The sequence below is a fragment of the Arthrobacter sp. MDT2-16 genome (genome assembly GCF_054510925.1).
Map to the genome: position 1 here is coordinate 271,816 of NZ_JBTNDP010000006.1, position 22,813 is coordinate 294,628.

Annotated in this window: 14 protein-coding genes; 5 read left to right on the top strand and 9 right to left on the bottom strand. The window is 70.1% G+C overall.

Annotated features, from left to right (window positions below; all coding sequences use genetic code 11):
- Positions 1–17: 17 nt before the first annotated feature.
- A complete protein-coding gene (locus ACX80N_RS12790; RefSeq protein ID WP_459339700.1) occupies positions 18–2,069 on the bottom strand; it encodes an acyltransferase family protein in 2,052 nt (683 codons plus the stop codon).
- A gap of 177 nt (positions 2,070–2,246) precedes the next feature.
- On the opposite strand from ACX80N_RS12790, the gene ACX80N_RS12795 reads away from it, so the two are divergent.
- The gene (locus ACX80N_RS12795) at positions 2,247–6,299 is read left to right on the top strand and encodes an FtsK/SpoIIIE domain-containing protein (RefSeq protein WP_459339701.1); all 4,053 of its coding nucleotides are present in this window, start codon (positions 2,247–2,249) and stop codon (positions 6,297–6,299) included.
- Positions 6,300–6,354: 55 nt separating this feature from the next.
- Here ACX80N_RS12795 and ACX80N_RS12800 read toward each other — a convergent pair whose 3' ends face one another.
- Positions 6,355–6,777, bottom strand: coding sequence for a hypothetical protein (locus ACX80N_RS12800; protein ID WP_459339702.1), 423 nt, complete (start codon positions 6,775–6,777; stop codon positions 6,355–6,357).
- A 238-nt stretch (positions 6,778–7,015) separates the two neighbouring features.
- On the opposite strand from ACX80N_RS12800, the gene ACX80N_RS12805 reads away from it, so the two are divergent.
- A complete protein-coding gene (locus ACX80N_RS12805; protein WP_043441485.1) occupies positions 7,016–7,264 on the top strand; it encodes a WhiB family transcriptional regulator in 249 nt (82 codons plus the stop codon).
- 162 nt (positions 7,265–7,426) lie between these two features.
- On the opposite strand, the gene ACX80N_RS12810 is transcribed toward ACX80N_RS12805, so the two are convergent.
- The 4 genes from ACX80N_RS12810 to ACX80N_RS12825 form a co-directional block, all read right to left on the bottom strand.
- Positions 7,427–8,905 carry a sensor histidine kinase gene (locus ACX80N_RS12810; RefSeq protein WP_105030140.1) on the bottom strand — a complete coding sequence of 493 codons (1,479 nt, stop codon included), beginning with the start codon at positions 8,903–8,905 and terminating at the stop codon, positions 7,427–7,429.
- Positions 8,906–9,040: 135 nt separating this feature from the next.
- A complete protein-coding gene (locus tag ACX80N_RS12815; RefSeq protein WP_459339703.1) occupies positions 9,041–13,882 on the bottom strand; it encodes an NAD-glutamate dehydrogenase in 4,842 nt (1,613 codons plus the stop codon).
- A gap of 47 nt (positions 13,883–13,929) precedes the next feature.
- The gene (locus tag ACX80N_RS12820; RefSeq protein ID WP_459339704.1) at positions 13,930–15,243 is read right to left on the bottom strand and encodes an AAA family ATPase; all 1,314 of its coding nucleotides are present in this window, start codon (positions 15,241–15,243) and stop codon (positions 13,930–13,932) included.
- Entirely contained in the window at positions 15,240–15,896 is a 657-nt protein-coding gene (locus tag ACX80N_RS12825) for a CpaB family protein (protein ID WP_459339705.1), read from the bottom strand. The genes ACX80N_RS12820 and ACX80N_RS12825 overlap by 4 nt, the downstream gene beginning before the upstream one ends.
- Before the next feature lie 182 nt (positions 15,897–16,078).
- Here ACX80N_RS12825 and ACX80N_RS12830 point away from each other — a divergent pair, with 182 nt between their 5' ends.
- Complete coding sequence (locus ACX80N_RS12830) at positions 16,079–16,306, top strand: helix-turn-helix domain-containing protein (protein ID WP_459339706.1); 228 nt, start codon at positions 16,079–16,081, stop codon at positions 16,304–16,306.
- A gap of 13 nt (positions 16,307–16,319) precedes the next feature.
- Here ACX80N_RS12830 and ACX80N_RS12835 read toward each other — a convergent pair whose 3' ends face one another.
- The gene (locus ACX80N_RS12835; RefSeq protein ID WP_105030144.1) at positions 16,320–16,877 is read right to left on the bottom strand and encodes a hypothetical protein; all 558 of its coding nucleotides are present in this window, start codon (positions 16,875–16,877) and stop codon (positions 16,320–16,322) included.
- A 119-nt stretch (positions 16,878–16,996) separates the two neighbouring features.
- Here ACX80N_RS12835 and ACX80N_RS12840 point away from each other — a divergent pair, with 119 nt between their 5' ends.
- Both ACX80N_RS12840 and ACX80N_RS12845 read left to right on the top strand, forming a co-directional pair.
- Entirely contained in the window at positions 16,997–17,839 is an 843-nt protein-coding gene (locus ACX80N_RS12840) for a hypothetical protein (protein WP_459339707.1), read from the top strand.
- A 236-nt stretch (positions 17,840–18,075) separates the two neighbouring features.
- Positions 18,076–18,678, top strand: coding sequence for an Rv3235 family protein (locus ACX80N_RS12845; protein WP_459339708.1), 603 nt, complete (start codon positions 18,076–18,078; stop codon positions 18,676–18,678).
- On the opposite strand, the gene secA is transcribed toward ACX80N_RS12845, so the two are convergent.
- Together secA and ACX80N_RS12855 are read right to left on the bottom strand one after the other, a co-directional pair.
- Complete coding sequence (gene secA / locus ACX80N_RS12850) at positions 18,679–21,387, bottom strand: preprotein translocase subunit SecA (protein WP_459339709.1); 2,709 nt, start codon at positions 21,385–21,387, stop codon at positions 18,679–18,681.
- A 132-nt stretch (positions 21,388–21,519) separates the two neighbouring features.
- On the bottom strand, positions 21,520–22,731 hold the full coding sequence (locus ACX80N_RS12855) for a winged helix-turn-helix domain-containing protein (RefSeq protein WP_459339710.1): 1,212 nt from the start codon (positions 22,729–22,731) through the stop codon (positions 21,520–21,522).
- Positions 22,732–22,813 lie beyond the last annotated feature (82 nt).

Genomic DNA, 22,813 nt, shown 5'->3' on the forward strand with positions numbered 1-22,813 from the left:
GCCTCGGGAAGCGGCCTCTACAGGCGGACCTTGGCGTCGAACCGCTCCTCGAACACCGGAAGCATCGACCTCAGGTAGGTAGCACTGAGGTGGTTGTCGTCGATGTACACGTAGACGTTCCCGATAACCGCCGGGCACAGATCCAGCGCACAGATGATGTCCGAGAAATCGAGGAAGACCAGGCCCGGGGCTTCCTCCGACAGCTGCGCCGAAGGCGGCGTCCGGCTGATGGTCTGCGCCCGTGAAGGGTTGCAGGCCGGGCTGTCCGCCCCCTCGTTCTCGACGCACTGCACCATGTGTTGGGAGAATCTGGGGTTGTCCCGTACTGCGACCACCTGGATGCCAGCGTCCATCAGCCGGTTGGCGGCATCGGTGAACCCCGGCAGGACGACGTCCTGCGGGTCTTCGACCCGGGCTGCCGTCCCGACGGTGTAGACCGCGTCGGGATCGAGGTCCATCACATGCCCCGTCACTGCCGCGTTCCAGTCCGTGCACCAATCGGCCGACTCCTCAGTCTCCAGCCCATAAGGGCATGCGCCGAGCAGGAAGAAGGTGATCTCCCAGTTCCTCTCCCTGGCCAGTTCGACCAAGGGGACCGCCCACTGTTGCGCATGGGAGCTTCCGACCACGACGAGATGCCGGTCCGGTGTGTCGGAGAACCTCAGCGTCGAACACTGGTCGCGGATCAGCGAGTCGTCGGGGGCCTCCTCGCCGGAGCATCGTTCACCGACATCCAAGTATTCCTTCTGCATGTCCGTCACAGCAGGAGCAAGCGGTACGCCGCTCGGAGCCGTAACGGCAAGCCGAGGGTCGAGCACAAGCGCTCCCGGGTTGTTGACGTCGGCGTTCGCGGCGATGCGCTCAGCCTCGACGCGGAGGCTCTGCTGCCACCCGGTCAGCGGGGCCGCGACCAGACCCAGGCACACGGCCAGGACTATGACAGCGCGACGGCGTCGAGCGTCCGCCCACGCCAGCGCCCGCAGGGGCCGCTCGACGAAACGCATGGTCAGGTAGGCCAGGGCGAACGACACGGCGATGACGAGGAGGCCACCGAGCACGCCCGGCGACGCTCTGTCACGCCAGATCAGGGCGAGCACCAGCACCGGCCAGTGCCATAGGTACAGGGCGTACGAGAGGTCCCCCACCCTGACGAGCGGCTTCGAGGACAGGAACCGGTCTGCGCCCACGCGACTGCCGGTCTGCCCGGCGATGATCACCAGGGCTGCCGCGACGAGCGGCCAGAGGGCCACGTAGCCCGGGAACTGCCCCTGCACATCGAGCAGGAAGCCGCCCGACAGCATCGCCGCGACGCCGACCCATCCCGCAAGGACACGCAGGAAGCGCGGCAACCTGATGAACGGCAGGGCCAGCGCCAGCAGCGTCCCGATGGCGAACTCCCAGAGGCGGGTTCGCGTATCGAAGTAGGCATAGGCCTGGTTCGTCCCGGTCTCCCAGATCGAGAACACCAGCGACCCCGCGAAGAGCGCGCCGAACACGAGCAGCATGACGCCGCGGAACTTCAGCCGGTAGCGGCGCGCCGCCCAGGAACTGCCGAGGAAGAGCAGTGGCCACAGGATGAACACCTGACCCTGGACGGACAGGGACCAGAAGTGCTGCAGGGGGCTCGCGAGACTGTGATCCTCCGCGTAGTAGTCGACGGCGTCCGAGGCCAGCACCCAGTTCTGCACGTAGAACAGGGAGGCCCACGACTGCTCGAGAATACCCGCCCACCGGGATTGCGGCACCAGCACATAACTGGCAGCCAACGTGCCCAGGAGCACGACGACGACGGCGGGCAGCAGGCGTTTGAACTGGTGCAGCCAGTGCCGGGCGAGGTCCAGAGGCTTCCCCGACTCGACCCGGCGAAGGAACGACAGAGACAGCAGGAAGGCCGACACCAACAGGAAGACGTCCACTCCGCCGGAGACGCGCCCGAACCAGATGTGGTAGCACACCACCATCAGCACGGCGAGCGCCCGGAGACCCTGCACCTCCGGCCTGAACCGGCGATCCGCACCCGTGTCCCCGTCGCGCGGAGTTACAGGGCGACGAGCTTCAACAACGGCCATCAGGGACTTTCACGGTAGACACGGGGATCCATCCTACCGGGAGCAACTGTGTGCACCCTGTGTGGATCGCCGATCGACGGTTCCTCCGGCCCGTTGTCCACACAGCAGTGACACGGTCACCAGGCTAGTCCCGTACGGCCCTAGCCTCGGGAGTGATCATCGTCCGAGGAGGCCACCGTGGATCTGCACGTCACGCTCGCGAGCGCTCCGCCGACCGGCTTTCCCTCTCGGGAGATCGTCGTCGACACCACGCGACTGCCCACCGGGGCCGCACTCGCGGAGCGGCTGGAAGCCGCCGGATATCAGGGGCCCTTCTCGATCGACGACACCCCGCTGGAGACGGCGACGGCGCACGCAGGAGCCCTGACGGACGGGGCGATCATCGTCTGCGGACCACGCCCGGCTCCCGCGGATCCGTCCCGCCTGCCGCACCTGCTCTTCGTCGTCCATTCCGGCCCGGACGCGGGACAGGTGATCCCTCTCATTCGAGGCGCATACATCCTCGGACGATCGGCCTGCGATATTGCCATCGCCGACCCCGGGCTGTCGCGGCGTCATGCCCTGCTCACGGTGACCGGGGACGCCATCGTCCTCGAGGACCTCGGGTCGGCGAACGGCACGTTCGTCGACGGCGAGCGCATCGACGCCACGGAGATCACGGTGTCCGCGGATCTTCGATTCGGCACGAGCCGGTGTCGCATCGAACTGCTCGACGACGACGGCTGGCGACACGTCTCCCCCACGGAGGTCCTCGAGGCCCTGCCGGTCGGACCGGATCCGCCCAAGCGGCCGTCCCGCCTCCTGATCCTCACCGCCTTGCTGCCGCTCGTCCTCGGTGTCGCCCTGGTCCTGACGACCGGCATGTGGTTCCTCCTCGCCTTCAGCGCCCTCTCGGTGGCCACCGGGGTCGTCCCCCTGCTCACCTACCGGAAGGAAGCACGCGTCTTCGGGGAGGCGGTCCGGGGTGCTGCGGGGCGGGACCGGGAGCGTCGGATGGCATCCGTCCCCGACCCCGGGCAGACGGCGCTCGACGTCCTGCGTGCCCGCCGGGATGCCGCTGCAGGGCCGGCAGTGGGAGCACCGCCCTCACCGGCGATCCTGCTGAGACTGGGCACCGCCGATCAGGCGGCGAACCTCCGCATCGGGCGCGACGACGGGTCGTTCGCCCTCCCGGTCCTCCCGGACCTGCCACTGGTGCTGCCGTGGCTGCCGGACACCGCGACCTCGAGCATCGCCGGCACCTCGGGCAGGACTTTCACCATCACGGGTGAGACCGCACCGGTGCTGGGTCTTCTGCGCGCCATGCTGCTTCAGGTGGCGCATCCTGGCCAGGTATCGATCCCCGTCGTGTGCTGGGGATCGGTTCGACACCTTCCGATCCACGCCCGCTTCCTCCCGAACGTGCGACTCACGCAGGACCCGCTCGTCCTGGCCCTGATCCTCGAGCAGACCGATGCGCTGCTCCTCCTCCACGTGTCGGGGGAGCTTCCCGAGGTCGCCCGACGACGGACCGTCCTCATCGTCCGCTTCGTGATGGAGCAGGCCGGTTCCGCCGGGACCGCCGTACCGGACGACGGGATGACGATCACCGCCGACCGGGCCCTGGCGCGCGTGAAGGGGCGGGAGTACCGCGTCGTTCCGGATGGCGTCTCGGCCTCGTCGTTCGAACGGACGGCGAGGCTGCTCGGCCGCGTGGCCGGTGCCCGCCCGGTGCCCCGGGCGATCCGCCCCGGTGCAGGGGGGCGCACTGGCGGAGCCCTTCCGCCGTCCGCCTCCCTGTGGTCGGAGCACTTCAGGCCGGACACCCTCGCGACGTCGATCCCCGGGCGATGGGCTGCGGCCGATGCGGGGCGCCCGACCGCGTTCATCGGACTCTCGACGACCGGCGCCGTCTCGATCGACCTCGTGAGGGACGGGCCGCACCTGCTGGTCGCCGGCACGACGGGGTCCGGCAAGTCCGAGTTTTTGAGGACCCTGGTGCTCGGGCTGGCCCTCGATCAACCGCCTTGGCATCTCACCGTGCTCCTCGTCGACTACAAGGGCGGATCAGGGCTCGGCGCGCTCGCGTCCCTCCCTCACTGCGTGGGATGCCTGACGGACCTGAGCCCGGGATCGACGGCACGCGCCCTGACCTCACTGCGCGCGGAGCTGCGGCGCCGGGAACAGCTCTGCGCGGATCATGGCGCCCGGGATCTCGACGAGCTGCGCACCGCCTCGCCGTCGTCGTGTCCTCCCCGGCTGGTCGTCGTGATCGATGAATTCCGGATCCTGGGCGACGACGTGCCGAGCGCGGTGCCGGACCTGATGAAGATCGCCGCTCTCGGCCGGTCCCTGGGCATCCACCTGATCCTTGCGACGCAGAGGGCGCAGGGGGCGGTGACCCCGGACCTCCGTGCGAACATCACCTCGTCGGTCCTCCTGCGGGTCCAGACGCCGATGGAGTCGCACGACATCCTCGGGTCCGGGGTGGCCGCCGACATCCCCGTGGATGCTCCGGGCAGGGCCTTCCTCCGGCGCGGGACGGAACCACCCGTGGGCCTACAGGTCGCGGCGGCCTCACACCTGCCGACGACGGACGGGTCCCCGGGCTGGCAGGACGTCGCCGACTACCTGGGTGAAGGCACAGGCAACAGGCACCGGCACACGGCCGAAGGGGACCCGGCAGGTTCCGAGCGGGACCTCCTCGAGCGGGCGGTGGCCGGTCTCGTCGCCGCACACGAGGTAGCCGGTGGATCACGCAGCGGAGCAGCCGGCCGGGCTGACGGCCGACAGCCGTCCCGCCCGGTACTGCCCCCACTTCCGACACAGATCTCGGCCGCGGGATGCGCCGCTTTCGAGTCCGCTGACGCGGATATCGAAGATCGTCCTGTCCCCTCCTCCGAGACCCGCGTACCGTTCGGAGTCGCCGATTTCCCCGAACGCCAGGCCCAGCGGCTCCTGTGCTGGCGCCCCTCGGCCCACTCCCACCTGGCCTTCGTCGGCCTGCCCGGCAGCGGGGCGGCCGAAGCCCTCGCAGCGGTCGCCTCCTCACTCCCGGCCTGCGACCCCGACATACATCTGTACGTGCTCGACGGCGACGGCACTCTGGGGCGGTGGTCCGCGCTCCCGCAGGTGGGCGCATATGTCCCGTCCCACGAGACGAAGCGGGCCTGTCGCGTGCTCGAACGGCTGGCGGCCGTGCCGGACACCGCCCAGGGCGGCGCTGCATCCATCGTCCTGGTGATCACCGGGTGGGGCCGGTGGAGCAGTCGGTTCCGCGACGGACGCCTCGCACGGGCGGAGGATGCCCTGCATGCCATCGTGCGGGACGGTGTGCACAGCGGCGTCGCCGTCCTCATCGCAGGAGACCGCGAGCTGACCGCCTCGCGCTTCTTCGCACTCCTGCCCAATCGCGTGTACCTTCCTCTCGGCGCCCACCAGGAGACCACGCTGACGTGGCCCAGACTGCCGCAGATCGACGCTGTCCCCGGTCGCGGCTTCGCCCAGGGACGCATCACCGGCGTCTGGGGGGACGGCACGTGTCAGCTGCTCGCGGCCACGGGGTCCGGCACACCGCCGGCCCGGCCTCCCGCTCGTTCCCCGTTCCCGGTGCATCCCCTGCCCCACGAGGTGCAGCTGAGGGACATCGTTCCCGCCGACACGTCCCCGGCCCCGGATGGTCTCCTGCTCGGGGTGCACGACGACGACCTGCGGCCCTTCGCCGTCACCGTTCGTCCGGGTGAGGTCTACCTCGTGCTGGGACATCCGGGGAGCGGGCGTACGAACGCGCTGCGGGTGCTCCGGGCCTCGGCGGAACACGTGAATCCCTGGCGCACTATCCTCGCCCCGCCCGCGGGTGAGGCTGGGTCGGCGGCGTCCGCCTACTGGCGGGGCCTGGGCGAGCGCAGCGCGGGACCGGGTTCGGCGGATGACTGCCTCCTGCTGGTCGACGACGCGGACCGGCTGTCCGCGGACGTCTACCAGGTGCTGTCGGGCCTCGTCGCTCGGGGCGCCGCCGCGGCACTCTCCGCCGTCCCCGGTCCTGCGCTCACGGTGCGCGTGCCGCTCGCCCTCCAGGCCCGCGCGGCGGGCCGTGGGCTCGTCCTGGCGCCGAGGACCGCGGGCGACGGCGATGTTTTCGGTGTGCGCCTCGACCTGGACGGGTCGCCGGTTGCCGGCCGTGGCTACGCATGCGAACCAGGCGTAGTCCTCGAGGTGCAGGTTGCCCGTGCGTCGGGTGATTGGCCCTGATGGGGCTCCGGTTCATGCAGCCGGCCGTCGGGCTCCCAGGGGGATCCGGGGGAGCCTACAGAGCCTTGCCCGTTCTACCGGTCCGCACGGTGTACCGCACGACGGGTGCGGAGAACAGCGTGACGATGACGGCGGCGGCAGGTACCAGCAGTGCCAGTCCGATGAGCGGCGAACCCAAGGAGAAATAGGGGAACGCGAGGATCACCAGGAACAGCTGCACGACGAGCGAGGGTGACCGCGGCCAGCGGAAGCCCGCCATCAGGTGGCGTGCCATCGCAGCGAGGCCCGCTCCGACCAGCAGCAACAGGACCGCCATGGAGACCGACCCTCCGACGGAGAGTGCGTCGGCGCTGAAGATCGTGACCACGAATCCGACCGCGATCACCAGCAGCGTGATCGCCTCCAGGACCAGGACAGCTGCGATCAGGAGGACGCCTCGGGGCCTGCTCGCACGGGGAGGAGCTTGATCTGGAACCACCCTCGAACCCTACCCGAAGCACCGCACGCGCCCAGGGCCGTCGTGGAACGGCATCGCTGTGACTAACCCCTCACGTGTCGGATCAATCGGACGCGTAAAACCCTTGTTTACCCGTTGGTAACGTGACAGCCTTAAAGAAGTGGAAACCCGGGGGGCCCAAAGTTGGCCCCCTTTACTATGAGCCCCCTCGTGAATATTTTCACAAACGATGAGGAAGGCTGAAGGAGAATGTGATCACATGGATTGGCGTAGTCGCGCGGCCTGTCTGGACAAGGACCCGGAACTGTTCTTCCCGGTCGGCAATACCGGACCAGCGCTCCTCCAGATCGAGGAAGCGAAAAGCGTCTGCCGCCGCTGCCCGGTCCAGGACACCTGCCTGCAGTGGGCCATCGAGTCCGGGCAGGATGCCGGAGTGTGGGGTGGACTGAGTGAGGACGAGCGCCGTGCGCTCAAGCGCCGGGCTGCACGGGCCCGCCGCGCCTCCTGATCGAAGCCGGGCGTGAGCCCGGCCCCGATCCGGCAGAACGAGAAGAGGCCGCCCGTCGGGCGGCCTCTTCTCATTCCCGGGAACGCCCCAGCGGCAGGATCCCCGTCGACGGACACCCGGCGGCGGCCGCCGAATAGGGGGTACTCCCCTGGTCAGGCGTGGTCAGCTCCCCTGGTTCAGGCGCAGACCGAGCTCGATCGTGACCGACGTCCCGCCACCACCGCGCGTGCGCCACTCGATGGTCCCGCCCAGCTCGCTCGTGACCAGGGTCCGGACGATCTGCAGCCCGAGCCCCTCCGCGTGCCCGCCCGCGGGCAGGCCGACGCCGTCGTCCGCGATGGTGACCCTGAGGATCTCCTCCCCGCCGGCCTCCATGCGCCGGTTGGCCATCAGCCAGACGGTCCCTGCACGCCCGGACAGGCCGTGCTCGACGGCGTTCGTGACGAGCTCGTTGATCACGAGGGCCAGCGGGGTGGCGAGATCGCTCGGAAGCTCGCCGAAATCGCCGCTGCGCTCGGTGCGCACGGCCTGCGACGGTGATGCGACCTCCGCCGAGAGTCGGAACTGCCGCGAGATGAGCTCGTCGAAGTCCACGCTCTGTGCCAGGCCCTGGGAGAGCGTCTCGTGCACCAGGGCGATCGTCGACACGCGCCGCATGGCCTGCTCGAGTCCGAGCTTTCCCTCCTCGCTGACCATCCTGCGGGACTGCATCCTCAGCAGCGCGGCCACGGTCTGCAGGTTGTTTTTGACCCGGTGATGGATCTCCCGGATGGTCGCGTCCTTCGACACGAGCTCCATCTCCCGCCGCCGGAGCTCCGAGACGTCACGGCAGAGCACCAGGGCCCCGAACCGCTCCTTCTCGTCGCGCAGGGGGATGGCCCGCAGGGAGAGGCTCACGCCGCGCGAACCGATCTCGGTACGCCACGGCATGCGACCGGTGACCACCAGCGGGAGCGTCTCGTCGACCATCCTGCGGTCCTTCAGGAGCGCCGTCGTGATCTCCGCGAGCGGGCGCCCCTCGAGGGTCTCGACGTCACCCAGGCGGCGGAACGCCGACACACCGTTCGGGCTCGCGTACTGCACGATCCCGTCGACGTCGAGCCGGATGAGCCCGTCCCCCACGCGGGGGGCGCCGCGCCGCGACCCGGTGGGCGTCGCGAAATCGGGCCACAGTCCCAGCGTGCCCATCCGCAGGAGGTCGTACGCGCACTGCCGGTAGGTCAGTTCGAGCCGCGACGGCATCCTCGAACTGGACAGGTCCATGTGGGTCGTCACGACGGCGAGCGTGCGGCCGTTGCGCACCATGGGGACGGCCTCGACGCGCATGGCCATCTCGGTGGTCCAGTTCGTCTCGCCCGAGCGCTCGATCTTCTGGGACTCCCATGCGACGTCGACGAGCGGTTGCAGATCGGCCCGGATCCGCTCCCCCACGAAGTCGCTGTGGAAGACAGTGTGCGACGTCGAGGGACGGGCGTGCGCCAGCGCTACGTACCCGCCGCCGTCGAGAGGGAACCACAGGGCCAGATCCGCGAACGCGAGGTCGGCCACCATCTGCCAGTCCCCCACCAGAAGGTGCAGCCACTCGGCGTCGCCGGGCTCGAACCCGGTGTACTCGCGGATGGGGTCAGTGAAGATTGCCATGGGATCTCTCTGTTGCTCGGGTCGAACGCGGCATCACGGTCCGGGGCCGCCGCCAGGACGGACCGGACCTGCGGCATCCAGTACCGCAGGTCCAGTCTGTCACTCACGGGCGACGGCGACGGAACAGGCCGCGCCCTACCGGACGATGGAGCGCAGGAGCCGCAGCGCCACGGACAGCGATGAGATGTCGTCCCGCTCCAGCTGGTTGACCTCGGCGAACATGTTGCTGGCGCGCTGCAGCTGGTCGGCGTTCTGATCCTGCCAGGTCTGCAGCCTCTCCCCCGCATCGCCTGCCTGCATCTCGGGTGTCGCGCGCAGGACGGCCACGGTGATGTCGGCGACCGTCGAGTAGAGGTCGTCGCGCAGGGCGGCCCGGGCGAGGGACTGCCAGCGGTCCGTCCGCGGGAGCTTGGTGATCCGCTCGAGCAGGTTGTCGACCTCGAAGCGGTCGTACACCGCGTAGTACACCTGGGCGATGTTCTCGACCGGCTCCTCGACCCTGCGGGTGCTGTAGGCGATATCCAGCAGCGCGAAGGACTCGAACTGCTCCGCCCAGTGCCGGCCGAGCTCCTCGGGAAGGTGCCAGGCCGTCGCCGTCGCCGTCGCCTCCCTCGCCCGCTCGAGGTCGCAGCCGCGCAGGTACTCGGACAGGCGCGTCCGGATCGGTGCGACGAGGGGCTTGAAGGCGTCGATGTCCTGGTTCACCGTCGTGCCCTGCTCCACGTGGTTCACGAACCAGCGGACGGCCCGGTCGAGGAGCCGGCGCAGGTCCAGGTGCAGCGTGGTCCAGTGGTCCGTGGGGAAGTCCGCGGGCAGGGCCGCGAGCGCGTTGACGGTCTCGCCGAGGGAGTAGATCTCGCGCAGGGCCACGAAGGCCCGGGCGATCACCGGCTCGGCTACCGAGGTCTCCTCCATGACGCGGAACGCGAAGGTGATCCCACCGAGGTTGATCATGTCGTTGGCGATGACGGTGGAGATGATCTCGCGGCGCAGCGGGTGCGTGTCGAGCTCGTCGTCGAAGCGCTCCACGAGCTGCTGCGGGAAGTAACGCCGCAGCGTCCCCCTGAAGTAGGGGTCGTCGGCGAGGTCGCTGGCGGACAGGACCCTCGTCAGCTCGATCTTCGCGTAGGCGGCGAGCACGGACAGCTCGGGCGAGGTGAGTCCCTGCCCGGCGTCGATCCTCCGGCGCAGCTGCGCCGTCGTCGGCAGGGCTTCGAGGGTCCTGTCGAGGTCCACCTTCTTCTCGAGCCAGTCCATCATCCGCTCGTAGCTCGGGCTCGCCTCGATGATCCTCCGGCGGTCGTTGAGCAGCAGCACGTTCTGGTCGATGTTGTCCTGCAGCACGAGCCGGCCGACCTCGTCGGTCATGGAGTGCAGGAACTCGGCGCGCTCCTCGGGCAGCAGGCGCCCGGCGCGTACCATCCGGTCCACGAAGATCTTGATGTTGACCTCGTGGTCGGAGCAGTCGACGCCGGCGCTGTTGTCGATGGCGTCGGTGTTGAGGATGACCCCGGCGAGGGCCGCCTCGATCCGGCCGCGCTGCGTCATGCCGAGGTTGCCGCCCTCGCCGACCACCCGGGCACGCAGCTCGCTGCCGTTGACCCGGATGGCGTCATTGGCGCGGTCGCCGACCTCGCCGTGGGTCTCGTCGGTGGCCTTGACGTAGGTGCCGATGCCGCCGTTGTAGAGCAGGTCCGCCGGGGCGCGCAGGATGGCCTTGAGCACCTCGGGAGGGCTCAGCTTCGTGACCGACGCGTCCAGCCCCAGCGCCTCACGCACCTCCGGCGAGATGGGGACGGACTTGGCCTGCCGCGGGTAGACACCGCCGCCGCGACTGATGAGGGTGGCGTCGTAGTCCTCCCAGCTCGACCTCGGGAGGTTGAACAGCCGCTGGCGCTCGGCGAAGGAGGTGGCCGCGTCGGGGTTCGGGTCGAGGAAGATGTGGCGGTGGTCGAACGCGGCCAGGAGGCGGATGTGCTCGGACAGGAGCATGCCGTTGCCGAAGACGTCGCCGCTCATGTCGCCCACGCCCACCACGGTGAAGTCGTCGGTCTGCGTGTCGACGTCGAACTCGCTGAAGTGCCGCTTCACGGACTCCCACGCGCCCCGGGCCGTGATGCCCATGGCCTTGTGGTCGTAGCCGACCGATCCGCCGGAGGCGAAGGCGTCACCGAGCCAGAAGTCGTACTCGGCCGAGAGGGCGTTGGCGATGTCGGAGAACGCCGCGGTGCCCTTGTCGGCCGCCACCACGAGGTAGGTGTCGTCGTCGTCGTGCCGGACCACACGAGCGGGAGGCACCACCGACTCCGTGGCGCCGTCGGTGGCCACGTTGTCCGTGATGTCGAGCAGCCCCCGGATGAACGTACGGTAGCTCGCCTGGCCCTCGGCGAGCCACGCCTGCCGGTCGGCGGTGGCGTCGGGAAGCTGCTTGGCGAAGAAGCCGCCCTTCGCGCCGGTCGGCACGATCACGGCGTTCTTCACGGTCTGCGCCTTCACCAGGCCCAGCACCTCGGTGCGGAAGTCCTCACGTCGGTCGGACCAGCGCAGGCCGCCGCGGGCCACCTTGCCAAACCGGAGGTGCACGCCCTCGACCTGCGGCGAGTAGACCCAGATCTCGAACTTCGGGCGCGGGAACGGTGCACCGTCGATCCGTGAGGTGTCGAACTTGATGCTGACGTGCCGCTTGTCCTGGAAGTAGTTGGTGCGCAGGCTCGCCTCGATGAGGTTCGCGAACGTGCGCAGGACCCGGTCGGCGTCGAGGGTCGGGACGTTCTCCAGTCCCTCGTCGAGCGCCGTCCGTGCCGCATCGGAGGCGACGGTGCGATCGCCCTCGAGGTCGGGGTCGAAGCGGGCGGTGAACAGGGCCACGAGCGCACGGCTTACCACGCCGTTGCGCAGCAGCGTGTCTGCCACGAAGCCGTACGAATTGGTGTTGCCCATCTGCCGCATGTACTTGGCGTAGGCGCGGAGGATCAGCACCTGGCGCCACCCGAGCTCCTCGCTCAGCACGAGCCGGTCGAAGGCGTCGGACTCGCTGGACCCCGTGACGGCCGCACCGAACGCGTCCTGCAGCAGGGCCGCAGTGCCGAGCGGCGAGAGGCCGGCGGGGTACTTCAGACCGAGGTCGTACAGGAAGAAGGCGCGCCCGTCCGATCGCGTGATCTCGAACGGTCGCTCGTCCAGCACCTCGAGGCCCAGGTTGTGGAAGTACGGGAGGATCTGAGTGAGGCTCTTGGCCTCCATCAGGTACAGCTTGAGGCGGGCGTCCTCCGCGTGGGCGGAGTCCGGTCCGTGCTGCGGCACGTACACGTGCACCTGCGGCGCCCCGGTGCCCGAGGCGGCGAGCTCCTCGAACCGGGCGATGTCCTCCAGTGCGTCCTCGACCTCGTAGTCCACGCGGTAGCCGGCCGGGAAGGACTCCGCCCAGAGTGCGGCGAGCCGGTGCGCGGTGTCCTGCTCGAATCTCTGCTGGGCGACCTCGATGATGCCCTCGGGCCATGAGCGGGCTGCGCGGACGAGGCGGTCCTCGAGCTCGGCGGCGTCGACGGCGGGGATCTCCGCGCCGCGCTGGAGCCGGATGCGGAAGAACAGGCGAGCGAGGGCGGACTCGCTCATCCGGGCCTCGAAGTCGATGGAGTCGGCGTCGAGCGCGGCTCGCAGCTCCTCCTCGATCCGGAGGCGGACGCTCGTCGTGTAGCGGTCGCGCGGCAGGTAGACGAGGGCGGACATGAAGCGGCCGTAGACGTCCGGCCGCAGGAACAGCCGTGTGCGGCGACGCTCCTGCAGGCGCAGGATGCCGAGTGCGGTGGCCACGAGGTCGGCCACCTCGATCTGGAACAGCTCGTCGCGCGGGTAGGTCTCGAGGATCGAGAGGAGGTCCTTGCCCGAGTGGGAGTCGGACGGGAAGCCGCAGCGGCGCAGCACCTCGTCGACCTTGTCGCGCACCAGGGGCACGTTACGGACCGAGCCGGTGTAGGCGCTGGTCGCGAACAGGCCGATGAAGCGCCGCTCCCCGTTGACGTTGCCCTGGGCGTCGAAGCTCTTGATACCGATGTAGTCGAGGTACGCCGCGCGGTGGACGGTGGACCGGGAGTTGGCCTTCGTGATCACGAGGGCCTGGCGCTCCCGCGCCTTCGCGCGCCCGGCCTCGGTGAGCTGCTGCACCTGCCCGACCCCGCTGCCGTGCCGCAGCAGTCCGAGACCGCTGCCGTCCCGCACCCGGAGGGCGTCGGCGCCCGCCTCGTCGGTCACGAGCTCGTATTCCTTGTAGCCCAGGAAGGTGAAGTTGCCGCCGTCGAGCCATTGCAGCAGTTCCTGTGCCTGCCGGAGGTCGGGGATGGCGTCCGCGCCGGCGATCGAATCCAGCGAGGCCTCGACGGAGCGGACCATGTCGCGCATCGCCGGCCAGTCCTCGACGGCGGAGCGGACGTCGCCCAGCACCCTGTGGAGGCCGTCGATGACCGACGCCTTGGCCGCGGCGCCGGTCAGCCTCGAGACCTCGACCGAGATCCATGACTCGATGTGGGTGGTGCGTCCGTCCAGTCCGGCGAACTCGGCCACGTTGGGCAGCGCAGCGGTGTCGCCGCTCGAGGCACCCGCCGTCGACGGCACGCGCCGGAGCGCCGCGAGGGCGTGGGATCCGTCCTCGCGGACCGCGAGGAACGTGGGGTGGACCACGAGCTGGATGGCCGCTTCCTGCCGCACCAGCTCGGCCGTGACGGAGTCGACGAGGAAGGGCATGTCGTCGGTGACGATCATGACGACGCTGGAGTTGCCCTGGTCCATGATGCCGACAGCGGCGGTCCCCGGCTCGCGGGCCTCGGCGAGGTCCCGGTGGGCGAAGGCCCGTTGCCGGAGGTCGGTGGGACGGTACCCGACGGCGTCCTCGCGTGCGAGATGCTCGAAGTAGTGCTCTACGAAATCCTCCCGCGACGTGTCCGAGCTTGACTGATCCGTTGTCCTGGATCCAGACGACATGGGGAGGGCCTCCGTAACGAAATTAAAGGCCGCGTCATTGCGACCTCTTACCGTGGAAGCCTATCGGTGTTGCCAGAAAATCTCACGTCGCCCAGGCGCCGTCCCGGCGCGCGGCCACGCCCTCCTCGGACGGGTACCCCGGCGAGTTCGGCGATGGCCAGCCGCAGCGACGATCCGGGCGCCGTCTCCAGCAGTGCCGTGCCCGCCAGCAGGGCCCGGTCGGCGGCAGCGGGGTCGGCGGGCAGGAAGGCGGAGATGGGCGTCGACGGCCCGAAGCGCTCCCACGCCTCGCGCAGCTGCGCCTCGGGGGTGCGGCCCACGGCCGCTGCGCGCACCCTGTTGAACACCACGCGCGGCGCGGCCGTCGGGACCGCGTCGGCGAGCTCTGCCAGTGCCTTCACCAGGCGCGGGACGCCGATCGTGTCCGCACCCCCGACGGCGATCACCGCGTCGGCCGCCTCGAGGCATCGCAGCGTCGCACCGTTGCGGCGCGGCGCGAGGGTGTCGAAGCTCAGTTCCTCGTCCGCCTCGAGGCAGAAGCCGCAGTCGACGACGGTGACGTCCACGAGGGAGCGCGCAGCATCCAGCACCCGGCCCAGGGCTACTGGGCGCAGCTCGGGCCAGCGGTCCGGCCGGGTGATACCGGTCAGGACCCGCAGTCGGCCGCCCTTGATGGCCACGCTCACCGCCACCCGCCCCAGCGCACGGGTGGAGAAGCCGCCCTGGTCGGCGATCCTGCAGGCCTGGGCGAGCCCGGCGGACTCGTCGAGCAGGCCGAGCGACGCGCCGATGCTCGCCCCGTAGGTGTCGGCATCGATCAGCAGGACCGAACTCCCGGCTGCGGCCAGCTCAGCGGCCAGGTTGATCGCGACGGTGGTGCGACCAGGACTGCCCGTTGGTCCCCACACGGCCATGATCCGCCCGTCGCCCGGACCGTCGGGCACCTCCACCGGGGGCGGCGCAGCGGCCACCGGCAACTGCAGCGGGCCGGCACCGGCGCGCGACCGGGCGGCGTCGTCGTCGAACCGATCGACGGCCCGGGAGACCGCCTCGGCGAGCACGGCGGGCTCGACCGTGGACGCGACGTACTCGATCCCCTCGAGCGTCTCCCCGGCGGGGGCACCGTCGGTCAGCGCGATCACGGCGACGCCGACGGACCCCAACCGGTCCACTAGGGAGGCGGTCAGGTCCGTGGTCCCGGGGCCGAGGATGGCAGCCCGTGCGAGGCCCGTCTGGCACGCAGCGACGAGCTCGGGCAGGTCCTCGCAGCGGCGCACCACCGTCACGGGCCCGCGCAGCCGTTCCAGGCCCGGGACGTAGGCGCTTGCCACCGGTCCGAGCGTGATGACCGGGATGCTCACGAACCGGCGCCGGGATTGAGGACGACGGCGATGCGCGCATCGTTGGAGAGGGCGTTCAGCAGGTCGGGCATCGAGGCGTCGTCGACGAGCACCTGCACGCGCGTCGCCGCGCTCGCACCCAGGGCCGACTCCCCCACGGTCAGTTCGGCCACCTCGGCGGCCTCGAGCAGGAGCCGGGGCTCCTCGTACGTATTGGTATCCGTCCGGAGGGACACCCAGACGTCGACGCGGTCGCCTGCCGCCGTTCCGCTGGGCAGCGGGTCCTCGACCGAGAGACCCACCGGCTTCCGGTCCAGCGCGTCGGCGCTCCCGAGGACGGAGGAGGGGACGAGCTCGCCCTGCGGCACGAGGCGCGTGGCGACGGAGCCCTCGGGGATCCCCTCGGAGACCGGCAGGTATGCTCCGGCCGAGGCCCCGAGGCGGACCGGGACGGCCACGAGATCCTCGGAGGTCACGGAGGAGCCCACCGCGATGTCCCCGCGGGCCGCGAACACCTCGGTGGTGGTGTTCTGGCTGTCCAGGAGTGCTATGACACCCACCGTGGAGGCCAGGACCAGGAGCAGCCCGACGAGGAGCCGCGGGTCCTTCCAGGAGGGCTTCTTCAGGCGCGGAGCATCGGCTGGCAGCTGTGTGGCGCGCGTGTCGGTAGTCACCTGTTGTCCCCCGTACCACCGGCGCCTCCCCCCTCGGGCGGCGTCCACCGGCAATTCTTGTCCACGAGGGGACCGAAAGGAACCGACGCGGCCCGAATCCGTCCAAAGTGTGGATATCACCCTCGGGCATCACGGGCGGTGGCAGACTTGTCGTACACCGAACAACCAGGAAAGGCGGACCCGTGGCCGAGCGGCGTTTCCTCACCCTCGCCGATGTGGGCGAGGTGCTGAACATCAGTTCGTCCCAGACCTATGCCCTCGTCCGGTCCGGTGAGCTGCCCGCCATCCAGGTGGGCGGACGCGGCCAGTGGCGCGTGGAGACGCGGATCCTCGAGGAGTACATCGCGAAGGCCTACGAGAAGACTGCCTCCGCCGTGAGGACCGACGCCGAGAGCACGCCCATCCTCTGAGCCGGTCCCCCGCTCATCCGGCCGGTCCGGCCGCCTCGAGCGAGTCGACGGCGTCGAAGGGCACCGTGAGCACGTCGCGGATATTCGCCGCGCGCCTCTCCTCCCCGGGGACCACGAGCGCCACCTCGAAGAAGTCCGCACCGACCCGGTCGATCACGCCGTCGTAGCGCGACGGCGACGTCAGCCACAGCGACACATGGGCCCGGTCCCGTGACAGCGCCCGGAGAGCGGTCCCGAGCCCCAGCTTCGCCCGAACGCCCGCCGGCGCCGGCGCCACTCCGCGGCCCAGCCCGCGGAGGGACTGCAGCGACGAGAACGGCACGATGACCGACCTCCCCTCCACCGTCAGCGAGATCCACCGCGAACCGACGTGGGCCAGGGTGCCGGAGAGGAAGCGCCCGGCCCGGGTGGAGACCTCGACCGGCAGGCCCACCGAACCGAGGAGTCTCTGCACGAGCGTCAGGCGGGACTGCTCGACACGCGTCCGATCCCGGATCTCGCTCTCCTGCCCGGCCTCGACAGCCGCCTGCAGTTGCGACTCCAGGTCGTCGAAGAGGGCATCCCAGCGCATTCCCCCAACCTAGGACGCACTCACTGGTCGGTCAACAGACCCAGTAGGAGCCCAGTGAAAGCGAGTATGGACAAATCTCCTCAAATAGCATCAAACTCATGCCAGAAGGGAGAATGACCATGAGGAGCAACGAGGCTGTACCGGCCGGACTGGCGCTGGCCTGCGGAGTGGTCCTGGCGGTGGCAGGACAGGCTCTGACACACGGGCATCGGCCGGTGGATGCCATCGGCATCGAAGGTGTCGTGGGACTGGCACTCTCGGCGCTCGGGGTCGCGACCATCGTCCTCTGGGTCCTGTCGCTCACGGTCGCCGTCCTGGCCGAAGTGCTGCAGCGGCACGGCCCCTCGACCGTTGCGACGCTGGCGGCGCGCTGCACGCCCGCCTTCATGAGGCGACTCGCGGTCGCCCTCCTCGGTCTGAACCTGCTCGCGGTGCCCGCCCTGGCGCAGGCAGCGCCGGGCGCACCGGCGGGCGATGGACCCATGCCACCTGCCGCCGGGGCGCTCGTCCCGGGGACCACGGGACCCCCGGAAACCGGCGAAGGTACGACGTCCGACGCCGCCGAGCCGACGCCGCCGCCGCCGTCGCCGCCGGGATCACCCTATTGGTCTCCGATGGACCTCAGCGGGACCGACGGGGAGGCCCGTTCCCCCGGCCCGGCCGCCACCCCAGCACCCGCCGGGGGTGTGCCTCCGGTGCCGTCGGCATGGACACCCGCCCCCATGCCTGCCGACGGAGGGCTCCTGATACGGGCGGAGGCCCGGCCGGCGGCGGGTGGGGCGGAGGTCGTGGTGGCACAGGGCGACTCCCTCTGGTCGATCGTCGCCGGCCGGCTCGGGCCGCTCGCCACCGCCGCCGAGGTCGCGGAGGCCTGGCCCGCCTGGTACCACGCGAACCGGACGACCATCGGCGGGGACCCGTCGCTCCTGCTGCCGGGGCAGATCCTGACGAGTCCGCCCTAGGCCCGACCCCCGGGGTGGCGCCCGGCGTGCTCGACATCCACCTCCCGACATGCGCCGCGTGCGACGGGCCCGCCCCCGGCGGGCGCCGGCGGAGGAACCGGCGGCGCACCCGAACACGACACCTGAACAAGGCACCGGACGGCGCGAGGACGCACCGGGCGACACACCAGGCTCACCGCCTCGGCGACCGGTTCACCCGCACCGGAATCCTGCACAGCACCTGGAGAGGACATCTCATGCCTGCCGTAACGCAGCTCCACCGCACCGCCACCGAGCAGCTCGCCGAGGTCAGCGGATCCCCGCGTCCTCTCCTCGCCGCGCCACCGCGAGGGGCGGCGACCGGGCCGGATCCCGTCATCGACCTCCACCCGGTCGCCGACCCGTACGGGCCGTCCCGCCGTGAGGAGGCGACAGGAGCCGGGGCGGCAGGCGTACCCGGCGGGCATGTACCGGACGGACTCCAGGCCGCCGCGGACCAGGAGTCCGTCCGACGGATCTCGGCCATCGCCCGGTCCGTGGCGCAGGGCGCCCTCGAGGTCCTGGGCGGTTCCCGGCCCCTGCAGCAGTTGTCGCGCTGGCTGGATCCCGAGAACTACGAGCGGCTGCAGCTACGGGCCAACCTCGTCCGGTGCATCGCCGACACGCCCTCCGGCCGGGCCGCCACGACGGCGAGTGCGCACCGCCGCGTCGTGGTGCGCTCCGCCAGGGTGTGCCCCGTCAGCCCCGGTATCTACGAGGCGTCGGTCGTCGCCTACGACCAGAAACGGGTCCGCGCCGTCGCCCTACGGATAGAGCAACGGCGCGGAGCGTGGCGGGTGACCGCCCTGGAGATCGGCTGATTACTTCCGCTTCGCCTTCTTGCCGCCCGTCGGCGCGGCCTGTTCCCTGTTGCGCTCGACGTGCACCTCGGCCTCGCCCTGCGCATTGGGTGCGATGAAGTTGAGCGTGGCGGGCTTCGCAGGGGCGTCGAGTCCGGCTGCCTTGATGGTCGGCGTCTGGACGACACTGCGTCCGTCGGTGACGCCCGGGAGCCCGGTCTGCGCGGGGGCCGTGGTCTCGACCTCGAGGTTGAACAGGTAGCCGATGCTCTCCTCGCGGATCGATTCCATCATCGCCTGGAAGAGGATGAACCCCTCACGCTGGTACTCGACGAGCGGATCCCTCTGGGCCATCGCACGCAGCCCGATACCCTCCTTCAGGTAGTCCATCTCGTAGAGGTGCTCCTGCCACTTCCGGCCGATGACCGAGAGCACGACGCGGCGCTCCAGCTCCCGCATCGCCTGCTCACCGAGCGCCTCCTCGCGTGCCTGGTAGGCGAGCTTCGCGTCCGAGAGGATCTCCCCGTGCAGGAAGTCGCGGGTCAGCTTCGACTTCCCGCCGGCCTCCTCGATGACCTCGTCGGCGGTGAGCGTGATCGGGTACAGCGTCTTCAGGTTCGTCCACAGCAGCTCGTAGTCCCAGTCGTCCCCGTGGCCTTGCTCCGTGGCCTCGTCGACCATCGCGGTGATGACGTCCTCGAGGAAGTACTGCACCTTCTCGTGCAGGTCGCCGCCCTCGAGGATCCTCCGGCGGTCGCCGTAGATGGCTTCGCGCTGGCGATTGAGGACGTCGTCGTACTTCAGGACGTTCTTGCGCTGCTCGGCGTTCCGACCCTCGACCTGGCCCTGCGCACTCTCGATCGCCTTCGACACCAGCTTGGACTCGAGGGCGACGTCGTCCGGCATGGTGGCGCCGTTCATGATGCGCTCGGCTCCCCCGGAGTTGAACAGCCGCATGAGGTCGTCCGTGAGCGACAGGTAGAAGCGTGAGCGGCCCGGATCGCCCTGGCGCCCGGACCGGCCGCGCAGCTGGTTGTCGATGCGCCGGGACTCGTGGCGCTCGGTCCCGAGCACGTACAGGCCCCCGAGGTCGCGGACCTCGTCCTGCTCGGCCTTGACCGCTTCCTTCGCGGCCTCGAGGGCATCGGGCCACTTGGCCTCGTACTCCTCGGGGTTGTCCGCAGGATCGAGCCCCTGCTTCTCCAGTGCCGCGACGGCGTTGAACTCGGCGTTGCCGCCGAGCATGATGTCGGTGCCTCGACCGGCCATGTTGGTGGCGACGGTGACCGCTCCCTTGCGGCCGGCCTGCGCGATGATGGCCGCCTCCCGCGCGTGGTTCTTCGCGTTCAGGACCTCGTGCCGGACCCCCGCCTTCGCGAGCTGCTTGGAGAGGTACTCGCTCTTCTCGACGCTGGTGGTGCCGACGAGCACCGGCTGGCCGGTCTCGTGGCGCTCCACGATGTCCTTGACCACGGCGTCGAACTTGGCGACCTCGTTCTTGTAGATGAGGTCGGAGAGGTCCTTGCGGGCCATCTCCCTGTTGGTGGGGATGGGCACGACGCCGAGCTTGTAGGTCGACATGAACTCGGCCGCCTCGGTCTCGGCGGTACCCGTCATGCCCGAGAGCTTGTCGTAGAGGCGGAAGTAGTTCTGGAGCGTCACGGTGGCGAGGGTCTGGTTCTCCGCCTTGATCTCCACGCCCTCCTTCGCCTCGATGGCCTGGTGCATGCCCTCGTTGTAGCGCCGGCCTGCGAGGATGCGGCCGGTGTGCTCGTCGACGATCATGACCTCGCCGTTGAGGACCACGTAGTCCTTGTCACGCTTGAACAGCTCCTTGGCCTTGATGGCGTTGTTCAGGAAACCGATCAGGGGGGTGTTGGCGGACTCGTACAGATTGGAGATGCCGAGGTAGTCCTCGACCTTCTCGATCCCGTCCTCGAGCACGCCCACGGTGCGCTTCTTCTCGTCCACCTCGTAGTCGGCGTCCACGGAGAGCTTCTGGACGACCTTGGCGAACTCGTTGTACCAGCGGTTGACGTCGCCCGACGCCTGGCCGCTGATGATGAGGGGCGTGCGGGCCTCGTCGATGAGGATCGAGTCGACCTCGTCCACGATCGCGAAGTTGTGACCGCGCTGCACGAGCTCGGCGGCGCTCCACGCCATGTTGTCGCGCAGGTAGTCGAAGCCGAACTCGTTGTTGGTGCCGTAGGTGATGTCCGCCGCGTACTGCTCGCGGCGCGTCGCGGGATCCTGCTTGGAGAGGATGCAGCCGCTCGTCAGGCCGAGGAAGCGGTAGACGCGGCCCATGAGGTCCGACTGGTACTCGGCGAGGTAGTCGTTGACCGTGACGACGTGGACGCCCTTGCCGCTCAGCGCGTTCAGGTAGGCGGGGGCGGTCGCGACGAGCGTCTTGCCCTCGCCCGTCTTCATCTCGGCGATGTTGCCCAGGTGGAGGGCCGCGCCGCCCATCAGCTGGACGTCGAAGTGTCGGAGGCCGAGGGTGCGGCTGGACGCCTCGCGCACGGCGGCGAAGGCTTCCGGCAGCAGGTCGTCCAGGGTGGCGCCGTCGGCGTAGCGCTTCTTCAGACGGTCCGTCTCCCCACGCAGCTCTGCGTCGGACATCTCGCGGAATTCGTCCTCGAGGACGTTGATCGCGTCAGCGTAGTTCCGGAGTCGCTTCAGTGTCTTCTTATCGCCGGTGCGTAGAACTCGTTCAAGAAGTGATGGCACTGGTATCTGCTCCCAATCTGATGCTGCCCAAAGATGGCGTGTCTAGTCTACGTGAGTGACGTCCGGTCCCCCGCTTTGGTTCCCCGGTCCGCTGCCGCGGCGCGGCACCGCGCCGCGGTACCCCGTGTCCGCTCAGAGTAGCGTGCGGACCTGCACGGCGAGCGCGGACGCGAGGTTCCCCCGAGCCTCGACGACCACGTCGTCCAGGCGCAGCCACCGCGCCAGCAGGGACAGCTCGTCGGCGAGCTCTGCCGCGGTGTCCGAGGGCGCCCCGGGTTCCGCATGCGCGGCACGCACCAGCAGCCGGTTCGCGGCACGGTTCGCCTTGAGGTCGACGCGACCCACGACGGCGTCGCGCAGGAGGAAGGGCAGCACGTAGTAGCCGTGGACGCGCCGCTCGGCGGGGGTATATATCTCGATGCGGTAGTGGACGTCGAAGAGCCTGTGCAGGCGGTCGCGTTCGAAGACGAGGGAGTCGAAGGGGCTGAGCAGGGCCCTCCCGCGTGCCTGTCGGGGCAGGACCGCCGCGGGATCGAGGAACCACGGCTCCGGGCCGCCGTCGACGGTCACGGCGTGCAGGGCACCCGCGCCCACGAGGGCGTCGAGGACCGCGCGTGTCTCGCGCACCGGCGTGCGGAAGTAGTCGGCCACGGAGCGGGCGGGAGCGACGCCGAGGGCGCGGGCGGCCCGGCCTGCCAGCACGGTCAGTGCCTCCGTCCTGTCCACCTCGACGGCGGCGAGCGCGGGGTCCGGCAGCACCGCCGCGATCGGCGCATAGAGGCGCTCGAACTGCGCCGTCCTGCCGGCCGACCCCACCTCACCCCGCGCGAACAGGTCCTCCAGGACCCGCTTGGCCGCTGTCCACCGCCACCCCCAGCCGTCGTCCGGCCGCGACGCGTCCCCGCCGAGCAGCCGCTGGACGGCGACCGCGGTGAGGGGCGTGCCGCGGGCGAGGAGGCCGAGGATCTCCGTCTCGAGGCTGCGGCGCAGCGCCCCCGGGACGCTCGCGGCCCCCATCCAGGTCCGGCGCTGCCATACGCGCAGGTGCGGGAACAGCTCGGGCGGGACGAGGCTCGCCTCGTGTGCCCAGTATTCGACGAGCCGGCGCGGCCTCCTGGAGTGCAGGGCGTCGAGGTCGGCAGGGTCGTAGGCCCCGAGGCGCGAGAACAGCGGCAGGTAGTGGGACCTGGCGAGGACGTTCACGGAGTCGATCTGGAGCACCTGCAGGCGCTGCGCCGCGGTGTTGACGGCGCGCCGTGACGTCGGGGCATCCACGCGCGGACGGTGCAGCCCCTGGGCGGCGAGGAGGATGCGCCGCGCCTGGGCGGTGGTGAGGTTCGACATGATCTCCTGCACGGGACTGGGGCCGCGCTCGTGGGGGGGGGAAGGGCTCTAGCGGTTTGGGAGGAGAGGGGGGGGTTCCCGG